16 protein-coding genes and 2 riboswitches are annotated in these 20,958 nt (G+C 43.8%); of the genes, 5 read left to right on the forward strand and 11 right to left on the reverse strand.

From position 1 onward, the window contains the following. Positions 1 to 15: 15 nt before the first annotated feature. The 9 genes from QNH36_RS19720 to QNH36_RS19760 all read right to left on the reverse strand — a co-directional run bounded on the left by QNH36_RS19720 (position 16) and on the right by QNH36_RS19760 (position 14,484). On the reverse strand, positions 16 to 3,195 hold the full coding sequence (locus QNH36_RS19720; RefSeq protein ID WP_283904022.1) for a cellobiose phosphorylase: 3,180 nt from the start codon (positions 3,193 to 3,195) through the stop codon (positions 16 to 18). A gap of 26 nt (positions 3,196 to 3,221) precedes the next feature. Further along, complete coding sequence (locus QNH36_RS19725) at positions 3,222 to 4,556, reverse strand: GH1 family beta-glucosidase (RefSeq protein WP_283904023.1); 1,335 nt, start codon at positions 4,554 to 4,556, stop codon at positions 3,222 to 3,224. Between the two features lie 22 nt (positions 4,557 to 4,578). After that, positions 4,579 to 5,382, reverse strand: coding sequence for a glycoside hydrolase family 16 protein (locus QNH36_RS19730; protein ID WP_283904024.1), 804 nt, complete (start codon positions 5,380 to 5,382; stop codon positions 4,579 to 4,581). A 714-nt stretch (positions 5,383 to 6,096) separates the two neighbouring features. After that, on the reverse strand, positions 6,097 to 7,605 hold the full coding sequence (locus QNH36_RS19735) for a response regulator (RefSeq protein ID WP_283904025.1): 1,509 nt from the start codon (positions 7,603 to 7,605) through the stop codon (positions 6,097 to 6,099). Beyond that, positions 7,598 to 9,460 carry a sensor histidine kinase gene (locus tag QNH36_RS19740; RefSeq protein ID WP_251544326.1) on the reverse strand — a complete coding sequence of 621 codons (1,863 nt, stop codon included), beginning with the start codon at positions 9,458 to 9,460 and terminating at the stop codon, positions 7,598 to 7,600. Before QNH36_RS19740 ends, QNH36_RS19735 begins: the two co-directional genes overlap by 8 nt. 182 nt (positions 9,461 to 9,642) lie before the next feature. Continuing rightward, entirely contained in the window at positions 9,643 to 11,298 is a 1,656-nt protein-coding gene (locus QNH36_RS19745; RefSeq protein WP_283904026.1) for a type 2 periplasmic-binding domain-containing protein, read from the reverse strand. Between the two features lie 209 nt (positions 11,299 to 11,507). Continuing rightward, entirely contained in the window at positions 11,508 to 12,335 is an 828-nt protein-coding gene (locus tag QNH36_RS19750) for a carbohydrate ABC transporter permease (protein ID WP_283905443.1), read from the reverse strand. An 84-nt stretch (positions 12,336 to 12,419) separates the two neighbouring features. After that, positions 12,420 to 13,406, reverse strand: a complete 987-nt coding sequence (locus tag QNH36_RS19755) for an ABC transporter permease (RefSeq protein WP_283904027.1) — start codon at positions 13,404 to 13,406, stop codon at positions 12,420 to 12,422. Between the two features lie 262 nt (positions 13,407 to 13,668). Next, a complete protein-coding gene (locus tag QNH36_RS19760) occupies positions 13,669 to 14,484 on the reverse strand; it encodes a ZIP family metal transporter (RefSeq protein ID WP_144478845.1) in 816 nt (271 codons plus the stop codon). 254 nt (positions 14,485 to 14,738) lie between these two features. Between QNH36_RS19760 and map the strand changes: the two genes are divergently transcribed. From map to QNH36_RS19780, 4 genes are all read left to right on the forward strand, one after another. Beyond that, positions 14,739 to 15,482, forward strand: coding sequence for a type I methionyl aminopeptidase (map, locus tag QNH36_RS19765; protein WP_283904028.1), 744 nt, complete (start codon positions 14,739 to 14,741; stop codon positions 15,480 to 15,482). Positions 15,483 to 15,657: 175 nt separating this feature from the next. Then, positions 15,658 to 15,761: riboswitch (SAM riboswitch) on the forward strand. Between the two features lie 89 nt (positions 15,762 to 15,850). Next, positions 15,851 to 15,954, forward strand: a riboswitch (SAM riboswitch). Between the two features lie 85 nt (positions 15,955 to 16,039). Beyond that, entirely contained in the window at positions 16,040 to 17,071 is a 1,032-nt protein-coding gene (locus tag QNH36_RS19770) for a methionine ABC transporter ATP-binding protein (protein ID WP_144478842.1), read from the forward strand. Then, positions 17,061 to 17,711 (forward strand): methionine ABC transporter permease, encoded by a 651-nt coding sequence (locus QNH36_RS19775; protein WP_144478840.1) that lies wholly within the window; start codon positions 17,061 to 17,063, stop codon positions 17,709 to 17,711. The genes QNH36_RS19770 and QNH36_RS19775 overlap by 11 nt, the downstream gene beginning before the upstream one ends. Before the next feature lie 15 nt (positions 17,712 to 17,726). Beyond that, positions 17,727 to 18,563: a MetQ/NlpA family ABC transporter substrate-binding protein gene (locus QNH36_RS19780; RefSeq protein ID WP_283904029.1), complete on the forward strand. Its 837-nt coding sequence runs from the start codon at positions 17,727 to 17,729 to the stop codon at positions 18,561 to 18,563. Positions 18,564 to 18,951: 388 nt separating this feature from the next. Here QNH36_RS19780 and QNH36_RS19785 read toward each other — a convergent pair whose 3' ends face one another. Further along, positions 18,952 to 19,332: a hypothetical protein gene (locus QNH36_RS19785; RefSeq protein ID WP_283904030.1), complete on the reverse strand. Its 381-nt coding sequence runs from the start codon at positions 19,330 to 19,332 to the stop codon at positions 18,952 to 18,954. Positions 19,333 to 19,387: 55 nt separating this feature from the next. On the opposite strand from QNH36_RS19785, the gene QNH36_RS19790 reads away from it, so the two are divergent. Continuing rightward, positions 19,388 to 20,596: a M20 family metallopeptidase gene (locus QNH36_RS19790; RefSeq protein WP_144478834.1), complete on the forward strand. Its 1,209-nt coding sequence runs from the start codon at positions 19,388 to 19,390 to the stop codon at positions 20,594 to 20,596. Positions 20,597 to 20,693: 97 nt separating this feature from the next. Here QNH36_RS19790 and QNH36_RS19795 read toward each other — a convergent pair whose 3' ends face one another. Next, positions 20,694 to 20,828, reverse strand: a complete 135-nt coding sequence (locus QNH36_RS19795) for a hypothetical protein (protein ID WP_260983621.1) — start codon at positions 20,826 to 20,828, stop codon at positions 20,694 to 20,696. Between the last annotated feature and the right edge of the window lie 130 nt (positions 20,829 to 20,958).

Below are 20,958 nucleotides of genomic sequence, written 5' to 3' on the forward strand. Positions count from 1 at the left end.
AGCACCTCAGTCCTATTAATCTAGGTAAACATCCATCCTTGATACTTTTCCGTCCCTAACAGCTTGTGCATAGGCATCCTGCAGCTTATCGCCATTAACCTCAACCTCTTCGCCATTCATTTGGAGTACATACTTAACAGTCTTGGCACCTTCATCACCGAAAGTATTTCTCCTTGATGGATTGTGATAGGTTACCTGAATTTTGCCCAGCAATGTAAATTGCACCTTGCCCTCTGAATCGAAAAGCCATGAAGGAAGAATCGGCTCAAGCTGCAGCGTCAGCCCTTTTTCGTTTACGTCAAAAAGGTTTTTCCCCATCATCATCAACTGCCAGATGCTTAAAAATTCTGCCGTTGTTCCACTCAGCCTCGCGACAAAACCTTGTCCATGGAGGCTGGAATCAGGGTTTACGCTGCTCGCGATAAAGGATGAATTCTCCAGGACGCTTCTTCCATACACTTCTGCATCCATGAACGGCGGCATTGCATAGATGATATCTTCATAGAACTCTTCATACAATCTGGACTTCAGGACACTGAGCAGATATTTGAATTCCATATGCATGAAGATGGATTCCCGCTCAAGCCAGCCTGGAGTGAATGCCCTCGCACGGCCGATATCAAATGTTTGGTCTTCAAGAGATCCAGAAGTTTTGTACATTTTCAGCTTACTGTCGTAAATTTCCGAGTTCCTTACATGCTGATATGTCGACCTAGCTGTTTGCAGGTCGGCAGTCTTCAAAGCCCTTGCAGGACCTTCAAGGAAATGCGGAAGAACAGACACTTCAAAGCTATTGACCTTGACCAACGGCAAGCCCTTTTTATTCAGTTTTTCATTTCCGTTCTCATCGACGATCTTTTCCCAGTTCACTGCTTCGAAGGAGAAATAAGTTGGAAGCAACCCATTGCCAAGCTCCGTTGCCTTGTCAATTCCCGCTTTTGTTTTATGAAGCATTTTCTTTACATAAGCAGTAAGCTTTTGCAACTCGATATTCTTTTCCGTACCTTCAAAGCCGTTTTTCACTAACTCGCGGTATTTTTCACGGGCAGCCGCTGTTTGATTCCAGTAGCTGTAATTATCCAGTTCGCCATTTTCAAATTGGTTCAGGAACTCCACAACTGAATCAGCCAGAACGGCTATTTCTGCAGGCAGGGCAATCTCCAGTTCTGCAGCCTCTCCAGAAGATATGAGAAATTCAAGCAGGCGTTTCAGCTCTAATGTCTCACTCATGGCTGAACCGAATATTCCTGGCAGGCCATTCATGGAATCATTCCAGCCTGGCTTATTCGCTTCCATTTCCACCCCCATCCCAAAAGGATCCAATGTAGAAAATTTCAGCAATGCCAATGAGAACAGTTTGCTGTAAAGATTGGAAGTAAAGAATTCACCATCAGGTCTCATCACCCAATTTGACCCTTGCTGATGCCCAAATTCTGTGATGGCTTCGTATTGACGGACTTTGCCATTAGCGAGGACATATTTTTCAGAACGCGGATTCACAAACACTGGACTGTGGAAGTATTTGTAGCCATAATCATCGAACAATAGCTGAGCTTTATTTTCCGGATAAACCTTCAAATAGTTTTCAACCAGATCGAGATTGTACGTCCAGTGATCCATCCAGTACCCTTCTCCAAACTCTGCTTCAATGTTCTGGCTGCTCTTTGAAAGGACTTTTTCCAGGAAATTTGGAAGTGATGAGTTTAGCTGAATGTCGCTGTCTGAAATCGTTTGGAGTAAATATCCTGGTGTATAGGTTCCGATCAGCTTCTTTTTAATGAATTCAGCATCCTTCTGCAGAGGAACCAGTTCATCCAGCCAGCCCCAATCTGATTGATCTTTTAGTTCAAAGCTTGCTCCTTTTACGACGAGCGGATTATAGCCATCCGCCTGAATCAGGCTCATGAACAGCTTGATATTGTAGTCTCCCGTCTCAGGATGGAAAAACACATCATTCCTGCGGTTCTGGTTCACATCACGGAAGTTGCCGTTCCCCTGCGAGAAGTACTCAGGCGCAAGCGAGAAAAAGTTGTAATCCCGTTCCAGATCTCCGTGCTTGCGGGAAAAAACATAATAAGTAAAGGCTGAATCATCAGTCTCCAGTTCAATTGGAAAGCCGCCGCGCAGTACATTATCAAGATAGCTTTGGTTTACATAGGCATCAAATAGCGGGGACGCTGTCTTTGTCTCGACATCCTTCGTAATCTCCGTAACAAGGTTCTGCGCTTCTTCGTATTTTCTATCCATATATCCGGCAGTTCTTATGTCAGCTGCTTTTTCGTTAATGATTTCAATGTCCTTCACATGACCGACAAGTGTGTGGAATGTGACTTGTTCTCCTTTTCCAAGCACCCTTCTAAGACCGGAGAATCCACAAGGCACTTTGTTGGAGGTAACCGGCTGAGCTTTCGATAACTCATGAAGTGATTTGCTTTCAAACTCATCCGGGAAAGAGAATGAACTGTTCGACCCAAAGACAAGCTCCGCATCAACGACTGGAGTGATCAATTGCCCATGGTCATCGAAGCTCAAGTAAAAATGACCTTTCGAAATTTCTTCAACTTCCGCAGAGTCATTCGTAGAAGAACGGACTCTGTAATACGGAATTCCATTTTCAAGATTGAAAACATCCATCCAGCTTTTAAGCGTATTTCCAACCGCTTTGTATGCTGCATCATCGATTCCGTATGGGATGATAGCTGGAAGACCATCAAGCACTTCCAGTTCGAATGATCGTTCAGATAGATTTTCTATTTGAACCTTTCTTGCCAGTGCGCCAAAGTTTTCATTCGGCAGCGTGAAGTACGTAATCAGTGTCTTGACCCCATACTTATGGTTGATTTCTTCAATTTTCAGTTCGTTTTCTTTTATATACATGTTTCTCGTGCGATCTTTTTTGCTTCCATATGACGAGAATGGCTCAAATACGGTTTTTCCAGCCAATTTAATAAAAGTGCGGAAACCATTCATTGATACTCGCTGGTAGGCCTGGTTTGCCGGGAAAAACTCTGTGATCGCATGGTTTTTATCCTGGACACCAAAGCTGACCATCGCCTGGCCGCGGTTTACGTAAAAAGCCCACATCGGTATACCGTACAACCCGGCCAATCCCGGCAGGAAGCTCGAAAAGGTCTTTGCCTGATCGAAGTTTTCAATTACAAAATATTCTTTTTCATCAAATCGATATTTCCCCATTATTTCTCACTCCAGAGATGTTGGATTTAGATTGAGCGGTTCCTGATAATTTCGGCATAGCGGTAACCGCTATCCTTAAGGATTCTCTCCTGTGTTTCGAAATCAACATACGTGATTCCAAAGCGTTTGTCGTAGCCAAATGCCCATTCAAAATTATCGAGCAAAGACCATAGATAATACCCGGCGACGTTCATGCCCTCCTCATTGAGCTGGGCAACGGCACGAATATGTTTTTCCACATAGTCCTGTCTCTCGGTATCATGGACACGATGGTCATCTGAAACAAAATCATCGAACGCCGAGCCATTTTCGGTTATATAGATTGGCAGATTCGTATATTCCTTGCGCAGGCGATGAATCAGTTCTTTAAATTCAGCCGGCGATATATCCCATCCCATTCCGGTCTTTGGATAATCTGAATAGGCACTCTTGAACAGGAAGTCCGATGCTGCATTGAATTCAACAAGACTGCGATTATAGTAGTTGATTCCAAAGAAATCACATTCCACGGAAATTTTCTCCAAGTCGCCTTCCTGGATGAAGTCGAAGGAATGGACATATTTTGAAAAAAGATTCATCATATCCGCAGGGTAAGATCCTTTTAGCACAGGATCCAGGAACCACCTATTCGTGTAGCCATCCGCATTATTGGCAGCCAGCTGGTCATTGGCAGAATTGCTTGCCGGGTACATCGGTGACAGGTTCAGCGTAATCCCAATCGGAGTTTCCGAAGCAAACTTTCCCTTCAGCAGAGATACAGCTTCCCCATGGGACAGAAGCATATGGTGGACAGCCTTCACCGCCTCTTCCATATTGGTATGTCCTGGTGCATGGACGCCCTGATGGTAGCCGAGGAAACCTGCGCACCATGGTTCATTATGGGTAATCCACATTTCCACATGTGCATCAAGTTCCTCAAAGCATTTTTCTGCATACTCCAAAAACCAATTGACGGATTCCCTGTTTGTCCAGCCACCCTTTTTATGTGCCCACATTGGCAGATCCCAGTGATACAGAGTGACTGCGGGTTTGATTCCATTTTCGATCAAGCGTGATATAAGCTTTTTATAAAAGTTCATCCCAGCTTCGTTATACATGCCCTGCTCTGGGAAAATCCTTGGCCAGGCAATCGAGAAACGATAAGAATCCACACCAAGCGTTTTTAAAATCTCAATATCTTTCTCATATAAGTGGTAATGGTCACATGCGCTATCCCCGTTATCCATATTGAAGACCTTTCCGGGAGTCCGGGAAAACGTATCCCATATGGACAGGGTTCTGCCATCTTCCTGATAGGCCCCTTCAATCTGATAGGAAGAAGTTGCTGTACCAAAAATAAAATCCTTTGAAAACTTGTTCATCCTCTGTTCACCTCTGCTGAGTTTATTTTTCTTTTTTGTATACTTTGATGTAATCAACTGTCATCTGCTGAGGAAAATGAGTTGTTTCATCAGGATAACCAGGCCATTTTCCTCCAACAGCAAGGTTCAGCTGCAGGTAGAAATCGCGGTCAAACGGTGCAAATCCAGCTTGCGGTTCCTCTGAATCTGGAGTCTTGCTGAACCAGTCAGTCTGCCTTGCATACAGAACATCGTCCACATACCATCTGAATTCACCTGGCTCCCAATCCAGGGTAAAGACATGGAAATCTTCCGAGAACTTCTTGCCATCAGGAAGCGTATAGTTTTCTCCTGTATATGTGTGAGGCATTCCGTAATGCAGCGTTCCATAAACCGTGCCAGGCTGGTGGCCAATCAACTCCATGATGTCAATTTCCCCGCAGGCCGGCCATCCTGTGTATAATTCCATATCTTCTGGCATCATCCAGATTGCCGGCCAGATTCCCTGGCCTTCAGGCAGCTTCGCCCGGATCGTAAAACGACCGTATGTCCAGGCTGCCTTACCTCTGGTCGTCAATTTTGCAGATGTATAATCCATCACGTTATCCTTCTCATTCCTGGCTTCGATAATCAGGTGGCCATTTTCAATCCGTGCATTTTCTTTCCGTCTTGTATAGAACTGGGATTCTTCATTGCCAAACCCCGTTCCCGCCTCAACGAAATTCCACTTACTTTCATCTATATCAGGAAGATCAAAGTTCTCCTCCCACACCAGGCTCCACACTGTTTCAGTTTTTGAAAGCGCCATCATTTCTTTGTTTGCCTTCCCCTGATCTTTTTGCTCCACCTAAACTTCCCCTTTCAGAAAAACTGATTGCTTCGAACAAAATATCTCTCAATTCCTATTCTACCTTTGCCAGCAAAGCATCTTGAGATAGAGAATTTTGTTTAGGGTGTCAATATTTTAGAAGAACGGAATTCCAGGTGAAAACACTTCCAAAAAGTGCAAATTTTATTGGGATAAGAGCGTTGATTTAGATGCAGGTATAAGAACATAGCGCTGCTTCAGACAAAGTGAAGGCGCACAGGAGAGATTTTGTCCGAACCTGGAGCTAGTTCGGACAAAACGAAGACGTGCCGCCAATCTTTTTGTCCGAACCCTGGGTTACTTCGGTCAATATAAAGCCGCACAGGTCACACTTTGTCCGAAATTGGGGGCACTTCGGACAATACGAAGCCACACCGCCGAGCTTTTGTCCGAACTTGGAGGCACTTCGGACAATACGAAGCCACACAGGCCACACTTTGTCCGAAATTGGAGGCACTTCGGACAAAACCAAGCCCTACCTCCGAGCTTTTGTCCGAACTTGGCGTCACTTCAGACAATACGAAGCCGCACAGGCCACACTTTGTCCGAACTTGGAGGCACTTCGGACAATACGAAGCCCCACAGGCCACACTTTGTCCGAACTTGGCGTCACTTCAGACAAAACAAAGTCACACGGGCAAGCTTTTGTCCAAACTTGGGCAAAAAAGAAAAAGAGAGCCTATTCAGCTCTCTTCATCCATTCATTTCCCGATATTCTTTTGGCGAGATTCCTTCTGCTTCGCGGAACACTCGTGCAAACTGTTTGGGATTTTTGTAGCCAACCATCTCGCTGATTTCAAGAATTTTAAAGTCCGTTTCTTTCAGCAGCTTTTTTGCATTTTCTACCCTGACCATTTTTAAATAATCAACGAAGTTTTGACCAATATACTCCTTGAACATGTGGCTGAAATAGGAGTAATTCAAAGATATATAATTTGCGACTACGGCGAGATTCAAGTCCTTGTGGTAATTTTCCCTGATATAGGCGATTGCCCGGTCCATATACTTTTGCTCTGAATACACTGATCTCATTTGTTTATTGTATTCGTGGATCCTCATCAGCAAGCCTTCGAGGGCATGGAAGTATTCATGGAAATTATCAAAGTTATAAATGTCATCAATTTTGTTCAATAGCTCAAACGTCACAAGGGATTCATCCCCCAGCCGCTTAAAAAACCCTTTGAAAATGGTCTCATTGATTGCCTGATTCAAGTCTTCCAGATAGCTGATGCTGCTGTGCGAGATGACATCGAAGTCCATCACCTGTCTCAGGTTGGTTTTTATTTCATTTTCCCTTTCTGTTCCTAGCATATTGGAGATTTTATTGATCAATTCCACCGGAACTGAAGAACCATCCGGCTTTTCTTTGACACTTTCATAATAAATAACCTGTCTGCGCGGATAGAGGAAATGGTACTTCAAGGCAGTGGCTGCCTGTTCATACGTTTTTTTCAATTCCCGTATGTCCTGTTCCTTCTCACTGATGCCAATGGTGAAGACCAAATGCCTGTCCCTGCCAAGCTGCTCTTTCAACAGGGAAAATAGCTCGAGATCTGCTGAAATAATGGTCACCCTGCCATCATTATCGAGAAATGGAATGCAATCATTGGGTGAACAAAGCAGCTGATTGATCTTTTCAAGCAAATGATTCTTTTCAATCTCAGCCTCCGCATCGATGATCCCTACATAAAAGCCATCCGGATAGGCTTCGATTTTCATTTTCTTATAAAGAACCTCTACAACATCCATTTGCAGATTAGGACTGAGCAAAATATAATTCAGCTGACTGGCACGATATTCATCCATGTGCTGATAGGTCATTTTCTGGCTTTGTTCCAGTTCTTCAGTGATCAATTTAAGAGTTTTGAAAAGCTCTGAACGATTGACCGGCTTCAGAAGATAATCTCTCACCTTATACTTGATCGCTTCCTTGGCATAAGTGAAATCATCATAGCCACTTAGGATCACAATGGCTGTTTTGATTTCTCTTTGCTGGATTTCCTTGATCAGCTGGATACCATCCATCCTCGGCATTTTAATATCAGTGATCACGATATCTGGTTCATTTTCAGCTATTAGTTCAAGGGCTTCCTGTCCATCACTGGCAATAAAAGTAGTAAACTCTGGATGCTCTCTCTTAATCATTGCCTGTATGCCCAATCGGATATTTTTCTCATCATCAGCTATAAGGACTTTATACACTTTGGCTGCCCCCTTTCATAATTTTGCAAGGCATTTTTAATGTCACCATCGTGAATTCGCCTTTGACACTTGTAACAAACACTCCATACTCTGTTCCATAGTAAAGCTTGATCCTCTCATTCACATTGTGGATCCCAATGCCATTGCCGCCTTTGGAACCATGATTTTGATGTTCCTCACCAGTTTGGAGGGATCTGTTGAGGGCCTCGCACTGCTCTTGCGTCATCCCAACGCCATTATCCTCGATCTCAATAGTGACATAGTCATCAGAATACCTCGCGCTCACCTGCAGGATGCCTCTGTCTTTCTGGTTGTTCGGAATAATTCCATGTTTAATCGCATTTTCGATAATCGGCTGCAGTGACATTTTCAGGACTTCCTGGTCCCGCAATTCGTTTGGGACATCAATCGTTAAAGTCAGCTGCCCATCCAGACGCAGATTCATGATATCTACATAGTTTTTTATATAATTGAGTTCTTCTTCCAGGATCACAAAGTCATTTTTCCATTTAAGATTATAACGCATCATTTCCCCAAGCGAGGTTACTGCATCAGAAATAGCGTACTCCCCTTCTATTTCTGCCATCATTTTGATGTTTTCCAATGTGTTATACAGAAAGTGGGAATCAATCTGGGTCTTCAGTGCCTTTAATTCGGTTTCCTTTGCGGCTGCCTGCTTATTGACAGCTTCAGCAATCAGTCCGTTCATTTTACCAAGCAGGCTTTTAAAATGAAATGCCAGTTCTGAAATCTCATCCTGACCGTCAACCTCTACATCCACGGAAAAATCCCCGTGCCCGACTCGCTCCATTGAATCCTTCAGTTTGTACATTTTTTTCAAGAGCAATAAGACCAATACATAGGTGACAAAAGAAAGAATAATAACTAAAAAGATAATTCCGCTAAAAATAACATTCCTTGTCTTGGCAGTTTCAGCATAAAGGCTCTCAAGTGAAATGACATTCAGCAGATAGGCATCCAAATCTTCGATGTAGGCTGTAATGACTAGATATGGAGTTTCATTGTTTTCAAACTGAAAACTGCCAGTGCCTTCGTGTTTTGATTTATTGAATTTCAGTTTGAGCTCTTCTGTGTCAATTCCCTCATCTTCAAAAAAGGTATGATGGAAGTTCCTGATCATGTTGTTGTCTTTGTCGATCACGACATACACTGAATCAGGATCCTGAACAGATCCGAACATCTTAGGAAAAAAGTTTTTCAGGAACATATTGATTTCGATGATCCCTAAATGTTCGTCCTTTGGATAATCCAGTTCCCGCAACAAAGAAATTTTCGCCGTGTTTTGTGATGGCAGCCGTTCCAGAACATCCTCTGTCTGCTGGTCAAACCACCATACCTCCATGCCATTCCTGTTGATGACTTCATCTCTCCATGGCTTTTGCATGATCCGTTCTTCCTTGAAGAGAATCGGCCACATCTCGGTTACATATGGATTGGTCGTATAAAGGCGGATATTTTCTATGGCAGGGTTATTTGCCTGCAGCCTGGTGACATTCGAAAGCTCGTTCATCCTGAAATCTATTAACTGGTCGACGTTCGCTTCATTTCGGCTTTTAACGAAATCAATGAATTCCATATCTGAAACGACCATCTGGGCCGTCCTTCTCATGGATTCTATATTGTTTTTAATGTGGATTTTTTCAATTTCCAAAGCATTTTCACTCTTGATGCTGATTTCGGTTATCGCCCTGTCATATACGTTACTGGAATAGATGGAGATAAAAATGATAATCGGAATAATGATAATGATGATATATAAGGCAATTAGCTTTTGTTGCAGGGAAAGGCGGTCAAACCAGGTCGCTGCCTCTTTAATTTTTTTATGAAAGTCCACTTTAATCACACCCAACATTTATCCACATTCAAATGATACATCTTAAGTATTAAAAGTAGCGTGAAAAAGTGTTTCAATATTTTGAAGTCTAACAGGATTCACGCACGCCCAACGTAAAAGCAGGAATAGACTGTCCCTTCAAGAAAATTAATTCTAAAAGGAACAGTCTTTCCGAATGTTACTTAATTTGCTGCATCAAGTTTTTTCTTATTGTTTTCATATACTTCCTGCTGATACTTTTCCACTTTTTCATAGCCGAAAGAATCACGTTTCTTCAGGAAGTCGTTGTAGAGTTTATCGAACTCTTTATCGGATTTAGCAAGCAGAAGCTTAGGAAGTGTTTTACCCCATTCTTGTGCGATCTTGCTTGCTGCGACACCTTCTGTGGAAGTTCCAGTTGGGCTGATGCCATCAAACTCTGCATAGCTGACTGTTTTTCCTTTTGTCCAGTCTTCCATTTGCTTGAATGGTTCAGAAGCTGGCGGTGCCCATGCGAGGCTCATGTTTGTATCCATAAGCATCCAGTACTTGAATGAAGCACCATACTGCTGGTCAAAAGCTGCGCGGTCCTTATTCAGCAGATCCAATACTTCCGGTTTGAATTCAGGCTTACCGTTTGCCATATCATATGTTTCGCCCTCTTTACCCATATAAAGGTCCATTTGTCCTTCTTCGCTGATCAGGTAAGTCAGGAATTGAATTGCTCTTTCTTTATCTTTTACATCTTTGGAAATCAGAGTCACTGTCCATCCTGAGATGCTGTCACCAGCCAAAGCAGGTGCGTCTCCATTTGAGTTAGCAGGTCCGTCTACTGCAATATATACGGAGTTAGGATCTTTAGCATACAATGCGTGTTGTTGTGCTGCAAGGTCACTTCGCTGATAAAGCATTGCGAAGTATCTGCCTTGTGAGATCTTTTCTTCCATTTGCGGACGCTTATCAATGAAGATGTCCTTAGCAAGAAGCCCTTTGTCATTTGCTTCTCTAAAAGTTTTTAACCATGCAAGATACTCTGGATCCTGGCTGCGGTCATAAACCTTTCCGTCTTTTTCCATCGGGATGTTAAGGAAGTTTTGCAAATAGCCTTCAAGGGAAGTGTTTCCTACATCCGTAAATTCATTTAAGCCGAAAGGAATCAGCGGTGCGCCGTTCACTTCAGGGAATTTTTCTTTGGCAGCTTCAAGCGCCTTCAAGAATCCTTCAGGCGTGCTCATATCAGGGCTGCCGATTGCTTCATACATATCTTTTCTTACAAGAAATGTCTGGTTTGATGGCTTAAGGTCTTTATATTTGTCAAAATCTTTTGGTGATGAAGAAGCATTTGGATAACCGTAAGTATTGCCATCTTCCTGCTTATACCATTCAATCTTTGCTCCATCTGCTACCTTAAAGAAATACGGATCATACTGGTCAGCAAGTTCATTCAATGGAAGGACAAGCTCGCCTTCGATCATCTTCTTGACAGCATCTTCCCACCAGCCGATCGTGATGAAATCAGGAAGCTTGCCTGATGCAATCATCGTGTTCATTTTCTCAGCTTCGTTGCCTGCTGGTGAAATGAAGTTGACAGAAACACCGGTTTTATCTGTTACATACTTTGAAACAACATCGTCGCCCCATTTATGTGCGAACCAGGAAAAGTTCACATACCAATCAAAAGTAATCGGTTCCTTGTTGGACTGCCATCCAGGTGCATCGGCTGTTGCTTTTGGTTTGTCTGTGTCCTTTTCATCGGAAGCGTTTTCATTTGCCTTGTTGGAACAACCTGAAAACAATGCCAAAACCAAAGATAGAACAAGCATTAGTGAAAAGCCTTTGGAAAGAAATTTTCTCCTCATTTTTTGACCCTCTCTCTTGTTTGTTTTTTGGGCCACATTATTCAATGTACACTGCTTTGAAAAAGCGGGAAAGGCTTTTTTCAAAAAAACGGCCTTTCCCAAGATCATAAGGGGTATCTTTCATGAATAAGCAGTACTCAATTAATAATGAAGCCTGGTATTATTTAAATTTCTTCTAAGAAGAAAAATTTAAATCATTGTTAATAGAATCAACCTTTTACTGATCCAATCAGCATTCCTTTTACAAAGTATTTCTGCAGGAATGGATAGACCAGCATGATCGGAAGCGTCGTTACAACCATTGTTGCCAGTTTGATTGACTGAGAGGTTACTGTCTTCGTTGCAATCGAGCCTGCTGCATTCGTCATCATTTGGTTAGAGCTGGACTCAGCTACAACCTTATATAAATAGGTCTGGATTGGCTGCAGGTCAGGGTTATTTACAAAGATGACTCCGGCAAAATAGTCATTCCACTGGTAGACACCCTGGAACAGTGCGATGGTAGCAATAACTGGCATTGACAGCGGGATGATTACTTTGATAAAAATCATAAAGTCATTTGCCCCATCTATTTTTGCTGCTTCCTCAAGAGAAGTTGGCAATTCCCTGAAGAAGGAAACAAAGATGATCAGATGGAAGAAGTTGAACATTGTCGGAATGATATACACCAGGAAGTTATCAAACAACCCAAGGTCTCTGATCAACAGGAAGTAGGGAATCAATCCGCCGCTGAAAAACATCGTGATGACACCAACCAGCATGTAAAAGTTCCTGCCGTAAAGGTCTCGTCTCGAAATAGCATAAGCAACCATCGCTGTAAAAGATACATGGGTGATTGTGCCGATAACCGTTTTGGCAATGGTCACACCAAATGATGTAACAATGCCAGGTGTTTCAAAAACCGCCTTATAGTTTGCAAAAGTGAACTCACGCGGCCACCAGTAGATTCCCCCCCGCATGGCATCGACACCATCATTCAGTGAGTTGACGAGAACATACCAGATTGGGTAGACCGTGATGCCGCAGATAAAGAGCATAATGAGAATGTTAACGTTGTCGAAGATATATTCGCTTGTTGTTCGCCGGTTCCGTTTAAAAAGCTTAAACACAACCTCACCCCCTTAGAATAAAGATGTTCCATTCAGTTTCTTCGTAATCTTGTTCGCAGACAGGAGCAGGATGAAGGCGATGATCGCTTTCAATAAACCAACTGCTGTTGCGTATGAGTAGCGGGCATTTTGCAGACCCATTTGATAGACGTAAATATCAATAACGTTACTGGCGCTCTCATTCAATGAGTTTCGCAAAATCAAGATCTGATCGAAGTTTGAATTCAGGACACCGCTTACAGCAAGAATGAACAAGATTGTGATGGTTGGGCGAATTGACGGCAATGTGACGTGCCACATTTTTTGGAACCGGTTTGCTCCATCAATTGTGGATGATTCGTATAGTTCCGGAGATACACCAGCAATAGCTGCCAGATAGATGATTGCTGACCATCCAAGTTCTTTCCAAATATCCGAGAGAATGACAATCCCCCAGAAGTTATCCGGCTCAGCCAGGAAATTCGTCCGTTCACTGATCAACCCTAAACCTAGCAAAATATCATTGATGACACCGATATCCGCCAGCCATGTAGTCAAGATGCCTCCAAGTACAACCCATGAAATAAAATGCGGCAAGTAAGAAATTGTCTGAACCGCTTTCTTTAGCTTCATAGATGTTAGTTCATTAAGCAAAAGAGCAAAAATGATTGGGAGCGGGAAACCGATAATCAATTTAATCAAGCTGATTCCCAGGGTATTTTTGAGGACAATCCAGAAATTCTCATCCTGCAGGAATTCCTTAAACTGCATCAATCCAACCCATGGTGCCTCCGAAATCGTCTTGATGATGCTATATTCCTTGAACGCGATGATCAGCCCATACATTGGGATATAGTTAAAGATGAACATCCATACTACACCCAGAAGCGCCATCGTCTGCAAATACTTTTGTGAAATGATTGTCTTTTTGATTTTTTGGTATTTTTCTTTTTTTGTTGCCTTTTCGATAATGGTGTCAGTAACTTGTTGTTCGACTGGCTGTTCTATCTTGACTTCCATTTCTTCACCACCTTGGCTGCTTTGTCTTTCTTGTATCTTCATCATAAAAAAAAGGGCTTACATTTATAAGCCATCGAATTTTGCTTATGGTACCAATTTTTTAGTTTTGGAAAAATCGGCCAAAATATTGATACCATCACATTGTTATCGTTTTCATTTTTTCGGGAGGCGAAGATTTTAAGTTGTCCTTAATATAAAAAAACTGTGCACCAGACTAATGGTTCAGTCCGGTGCACAGTTTTCTCAGCTTTTTATCCAGTTTTTATCCTAATGCCACGTCGAGGATCATCATGATGGCGAATCCAAACATGAGGCTTAATGATGCCAAATCGCTGTTGCCGTTTTCCTGGGATCCAGGGATTACTTCTTCGGCTACCACGAAAATCATCGCTCCGGCTGCAAAGCTTAGCGCATACGGCAGAAGTGGCTGGATGAACATGACAGCGGCTGCTCCAATCATTGCGGCAACTGGTTCGACCATGCCTGAAAACTGGCCGTACATGAAGCTTTTCTTTCTTGACATTCCTACTTGCCGAAGTGGCATCGATACTGCGACACCTTCCGGGAAGTTCTGGATACCGATTCCTATTGCAAGCGCAATCGCGCCCATAAGCGAAGCCGAAGGAAAGCCTGCAGCTGCAGCTCCGAAAGCCACTCCGACCGCGAGACCTTCGGGGATGTTGTGCAAGGTAATGGCCAAGACCATCAAAGTACTTCGTCTTTTCTTTTCGGGATGGATTCCCTCAGCTTTTTCCATTGATAAATTAGGATGTAAATGGGGCATCAATTTATCTACGACCATTAAGAACAACCCGCCTAAAAGAAAACCAGTCGCAGCAGGCATCCAGCTCGGCAGGCTTCCTCCCTCACCCATCTCAATCGCAGGAGCAAGTAGTGACCAGAAACTTGCAGCAATCATAACTCCTGCCGCGAGACCCATCATACTATCCAAAAACTTTTGGTTTGGATTTTTCGTTGTAAATACTAAAGCAGCGCCCAAAGCAGTCATTCCCCAGGTAAACAAAGTCCCAATCAGCGCCTGGACAACCGGATGGAAACCCATGAAAAAATCAAGCATCTTTTTTCCTCCTAAGACTTGCTCTGTAATCTAATGTAACTCATTTTAATGTATTATATGGATTATGAAGTGGTGAATATATCTTGTTCAGCATAAATCAGACGGCTAAGTTTGTTTTTTCAAGATTACTACATTCAATACGTAATTCCAATCCTATTTATTTTTATCTGAAGGCACTGAGCCAGATGAATGGATTTTCACGAAAAAAAGGGATACGCTAATAAAATAGTTCATACATGGAAGGGAATTAAATCATGATTGCAAAAACAGAAGAAGATTTTAACGGGTTAAAAGAAATTGGCATGATTGTCGGCATGATACGGGAGGAATTGGTGCAAAAGACAGTACCCGGAATAACCACAAAGGAACTCGACGAACTGGCAGGCGCCATGTTTGAAGAGAATGGAGCGATTTCTGCTCCGAAAGGCGAATACAATTTCCCAGGGTACACTTGCATCAGTGTGAATGAAGAAGTAGCCCACGGGATTCCAGGGAGCCGAGTCATTAAAGAAGGTGATATCGTTAATATCGATGTTTCCGGATCAAAAAATGGTTATTTTGCCGATACAGGAATCTCCTTTGTCGTTGGCCAAGGTGATCCGATTTTAACGAAGATATGCGAAACAGCTGTTGAGGCTTTTGAAGCAGGCTTGAAAAAGGCGAAACCCGGATCGAAGAAAAGCGGACTGGGCAAGGCGGTTATGGCGACTGCGCGGAAAAACGGACTTAATGTAATTAAAAACCTTACAGGACATGGAATCGGGCGGACCATCCATGAAGCTCCCGATCACATCTACAACTATAATGAGCCATGGGATGACGAGCTATTGAAAGAAGGAATGGTCATCGCTTTTGAGCCATTCATCTCCACTGGTGAGGAAGAAGTTTTCCAATACGAACATGATGAGTGGACTTATGTCACGGAAAGCAGCTTTGTTGCACAATGTGAACATACAATCATCCTCACTAAAAATGGACCTATCGTTATTACCAGATAAAATTCCACTTGAACCCCTTGCCGATGCAGGGGTTTTTGTATTTTTATCGGCTCTCTGCCATTTAATACTAAATTCCTATTTTTCGTGTTTCTAAAAAAATTCCCACAAAATGATTGACACATTATCTGTGACGCAGTAAAGTAATAAACAAGATTTACAACTCAATATTCGTTACTTCTTATCAAGAGAGGTTGAGGGACTGGCCCTATGACACCTCGGCAGCGGACTCCTATGGATGACTGTGCCAAATCCAGCAAGCGTGAGCTTGACAGATAAGAAGAGGCCGACTTTTTAATTCATGTCCTCTTCTTTCTGAAGGGGACTTTTTATTTTCCAATAATCCCCATCTACAAATTAATATCGAGACTTTCTTATCAAGAGAGGCGGAGGGACTGGCCCTATGAAGCCTCGGCAGCGGACTCACATTGAGGACTGTGCCAAATCCAGCAAGCAATAGCTTGGGAGATAAGAAGAGATCTTGTCCTGCATTCGTTGCGGCATGCCTCTTCCTGTTTCCTGGAAGAGGTTTTTTTATTATCTACAAAGGAGGAAGACTGTTGATTACATTTGAACAAGTGGAGAAAGTTTATGAAAGCCGCGGGAAAAAGGTACCGGCACTTAATGGAATTGATCTGGAAATCAAAGAAGGAGAGATATTTGGGGTCATTGGTTTTAGCGGAGCAGGAAAAAGTTCACTGATCCGCTGTGTGAATCTGTTGGAACGCCCGACATCCGGCCGGGTGATTGTCGATGGCTGCGACATGACTTCCCTTTCACTTAAAGAAGTCCGTGAGGTTAAAAGGAATATCGGGATGGTGTTCCAGCATTTCAATCTTTTGAACTCCAAGACCGTATTTGAAAATGTCGCAATGCCGCTTGTCCTCGGTAAGGTTCCGAAGGCGAAAATCAAAGAGCGGGTTTATCAGCTCCTCGACTTTGTAGGTCTCGCTGATAAGGCGGACAATTATCCGGACCAGCTTTCAGGCGGACAAAAACAGCGAATCGGCATTGCCCGTGCGCTGGCAACCCAGCCAAAGATCCTGCTTTGTGATGAAGCAACTTCGGCCCTGGATCCGCAGACTACAAGTTCGATTCTTCAGCTTTTGAAAAAAATCAACAAGGAGTACAACATCACGATATTAATCATTACCCACGAAATGTCTGTCATCAGGGAAATCTGTGACCGGGTGGCGGTCATCGAGGAAGGTAAAATCATTGAGGAAGGCTCAGTATTTGAAGTTTTTTCAGCTCCCAAAACAGTAACAGCCAGAAATTTTGTCAGCACCATCATGAATGACAATATTCCAGATTCCGTCCGCAGAATCATCAAAGGACATTCGGGGCTTCAAAAGGTATTTAGGATCAACTTCGTCGGTGAGTCAGCAGGCGAGCCGCTGCTGTCACAGCTGTCAAAGAATTTTGATATCCATGTCAATGTTCTGTTTGGAAATATCACCGAGCTTCAGGGAATTCCATTCGGCAACCTGATTGTCGAGTTCCAGGGAAGTGATAAAGAAATTTTAAGGGCTCTTAATTTTATCAATCAGCAAAAAGTCAACATAAAGGAAGTGACCGCACATGCTAGTTAATTCAGAACAAATCATCCAGGCATTAATTGAAACACTGCAAATGGTCGCGTTCTCCCTGCTGTTTTCGGCAGTCCTTGGAGTTCCCCTTGGAATTGCGCTTGTCGTGACGAGAAAAGGCCATTTGCTAGAAAATGCACCTGTCTTCAATGTACTTAACAGTGTCATCAACGTATTCCGATCAGTGCCATTCATCATCCTGCTGGTCGCAATCATTCCGCTGACCCGGCTGATTGTCGGCACATCAATTGGTACGGCCGCTGCCGTCGTCCCGCTTGTCTTTTATGCAGGACCGTATATTGCAAGATTGGTAGAGAATTCTTTGTTGGAAGTGGATCCAGGAGTTATCGAAGCCGCTGAATCAATGGGTGCCACTCCATGGCAGATTGTATTCAAATTCATTCTTCCAGAAGCTATGAGTTCACTCATTCTTGCTTTCACGATTGCAACGGTCGGATTGATCGGTGCATCGGCAATGGCCGGAGCAATCGGAGGAGGCGGCTTGGGCGACCTCGCGATTACATACGGATACCAGCGGTTTGATACCCAGACAATGTTCATCACCGTTGGTATTTTGATAGTCATGGTACAGGGGCTCCAATCCCTTGGAAATATTTCAGCTAAAAAAATCAGAAGAAGATAACAGGAGGAATCAAAAATGAAAAAACTTTTACTAGCATTGATCGTACTTAGTCTGGCATTAATCAGCACAGCATGCTCGAGCTCCTCATCATCAGCGAAAGGCGGAGAGACTGTCAAAGTAAAGCTTGGCGTCAGCGGAACAGATCACCGTGTATGGGATTTTGTCGCCAAAAAGGCAGAAAAAGAAGGAATTGACGTCGAAATCGTCACTTTCTCGGACTATGTCCAGCCGAACCTTGCGCTTGCAGAAGGCGAATTGGATGCAAACTCATTCCAGACCGTTTCTTATTTTGACGCTTTCATCAAAGAACATAATCTTGACCTTGTTCCAATCGCAACCACAATGATTGCTCCAATGGGTATTTACTCTGAAAAATATAAAGAAGTGAAAGACATTCCTGAAGGCGGGAAGATTGCTCTTGCAAATGAAGCGACAAATATGGGAAGAGGACTTCTTTTACTCCAGGAAGCTGGGCTCATCAAGCTTGAGGAAGGCTTCGACGGAATTGGCGCCCTCGATAAAATCGTTGAAAATCCAAAGAATCTTGAACTTGTGCCGCTGGTTGCCGGCCAGACACCAAGGGTATTGCCGGATGTAGCCGCATCGATCATCAACAACGGAATCGCGGTTGATGCAGGACTAACACCAAAGAAGGATGCCATCTTCCTTGAAAGTGCCACTGCCACTCCATATATCAATATCATTGCTGTCCGCGAAGAAGATAAGGACAATGAAGCTTTGAAAAAATTAGCTGAACTTTACCAGGAGGATGACACAAAAGAATTCATCGAAAAAGAATACAAAGGAAACACCCTCCCTACCTTTGTGCCGCTCAGTGAGATTGGATGGTAAGAAGAAATCTCATTTAATGCGTCCGTCATTCTTGAAGTCACCGATTTTCGGGCCCAGCTTTTACTGTTCTGCGACCGTAATTGTGAATGCCAGTGCTTTTCGGGCGCAGCTTTGGTCGTTCTGCGACCAAGATTGCTGAAGCCATCACTTTTCGGGCGCAGCTTTGGTCGTTCTGCGACCAAGATTGCGGAAGCCATCGCTTTTCGGGCGCAGCTTTGACTGTTCTGCGACCATGATTGCTGAAGCCATCGCTTTTCGGGCGCAGCTTTGGTCGTTCTGCGACCAAGATTGCGGAAGCCATCACTTTTCGGGCGCAGCTTTGGTTGTTCTGCTACCGTAATTGCGGAAGCCACCGATTTTCGGGCACACCTTCGATTGTTCTGCGACCCTAATTGCGGAAGCCATCACTTTTCGGGCGCAGCTCTGGTCGTTCTGCGACCAAGATTACGGAAGCCGTCACTTTTCGGACGCAGCTTTGACTGGTTCTGTGACCATGATTGCTGAAGCCATCACTTTTCGGGCGCAGCTTTGGTCGTTCTGCGACCAAGTTTGCGGAAGCCATCGCTTTTCGGGCGCAGCTTTGACTGTTCTGCGACTGTAATTGCAGATGCCTTCGCTTTTCAGGCGCAGCTTTGACTGTTCTGCGACCGTAATTCCAGAAGCCTTCGCTTTTCGGGCGCAGCTTTGAATATTCTGCGATCATGATTGCGGAAGCCATCGCTTTTCGGGAAAGACCAGCAGGCTTGGGACTGAAGTTAATAGCTTTCAAAAGGGGATGCCCCTGTTACTCACTATTTTTATGAAAGTTTAAAGGAGGAATCAGGATGTCAACATCAGTAAAGTCACTTAAAGATATCATTACAGAAAACGTGGAACTGAACCAATATCTTTACTTAACGACCAGCCATGAAATTCACGCACGCCCGGAAATCGGCAATGAGGAGTTTTTCGCTTCCGCACGGCTTATCAATATTTTAGAAGATGAAGGTTTTGAAGTTGAAAAGGCGGTAGCAGGACACGAAACCTCCTTTGTTGCTCGCAAAAGGTCTGAAAAACCGGGACCATCCATCGCCTTTTTGGCAGAGTATGATGCCCTGCCTGGGATTGGCCATGCCTGCGGACATAATATCATAGGCACAACCAGTGTCGCCGCAGCGATCGCGCTAAGCAAAGTATTGGATGAAACTGGCGGTGAAGCAGTCGTTTTTGGAACGCCTGCCGAAGAAGGCGGACCAAATGGGAGCGCGAAAGGAAGCTTTGTAAAGCATGGCCTTGTTGAGGGAATCGATGCGGCTTTGATGCTGCACCCTTCAGGACAGACCAGATTGACATCAACCTCGCTTGCTGTGGATCCTCTCGACTTTGAATTTATCGGAAAGCCCGCCCATGCAGCGGCTTCTCCTCATGAAGGTATAAACGCTCTGGATGCTGTGATCCAGCTGTTCAACGGAATCAATGCATTGAGACAGCAGCTGACGGATGATGTTCGGATTCACGGCATCATCACCCATGGAGGGGATGCACCGAACATCATTCCTGAATATGCCAAAGCCAGATTCTTCCTCCGCGCAGCCACCCGAAGCCGATTGAATGATGTCACCCAGCGCGTAAAGGCTGTTGCAGAAGGTGCAGCCCTTGCAACTGGTGCAAAGCTGAATGTTATCGCCTTCCAAAATAAAGTCGATAATTTGCTATTGAATGATCGGTATAATGAAGTCTTTAAAAATGTGATTCAAGACCTTGGGGAGAACGTTGCAGCCAATGAAAGGGAGGGAATTGGCTCTACCGATGCAGGTAATATCAGCCAGGTCGTTCCAACCATTCACCCTTATATCAAGATAGGCCCTGATAATCTCGTGGCCCACACTGTTCCCTTCAGGGAAGCTGCAGCTTCACCAGAGGGAGACGAAGCCTTGCTAAAGGGAGCAAAAGCTCTTGCTCTGACAGCTTTACAATTATTTACAGACCAGGAACTATTGACAGATATCAAAGCTGAGTTCGAGCTGAGGAAAGCAGCGGAAAACAAACAATAACCTGTTTCCTTATACTTGCCCACTATTGAAAGAAGACCTTTGCCCTTGCGCAAGGGTCTTATGGTATGTTTTAAGTTACCAGCCTGATCGATACCTATCAAAAGGAACAGAAGCACTGTTCTCTTGCTTTGGCGACGCTGATTAAGAAATCAATCGCCTCCATTTCTTCTCTTGTCAAATGTCGTCCCAGCTCTGGATTTTTCAATATTGCTTTTGCTTGTTCGATCGTCATCAGATTCTCTCGTGAAATCAAAACTCCCTCTATCGGATGCAATCTGAACCGCCGTTAGCAAAACTCCTGAAGAAGTCCTTGCCGCGAATTGCTTTCCTTTAATTCTAAAAATACTAAAAATTCCATTGAC

Origin of the sequence: Mesobacillus sp. AQ2 (genome assembly GCF_030122805.1) — a bacterium.
GTDB lineage: Bacteria > Bacillota > Bacilli > Bacillales > Cytobacillaceae > Mesobacillus > Mesobacillus oceanisediminis_A.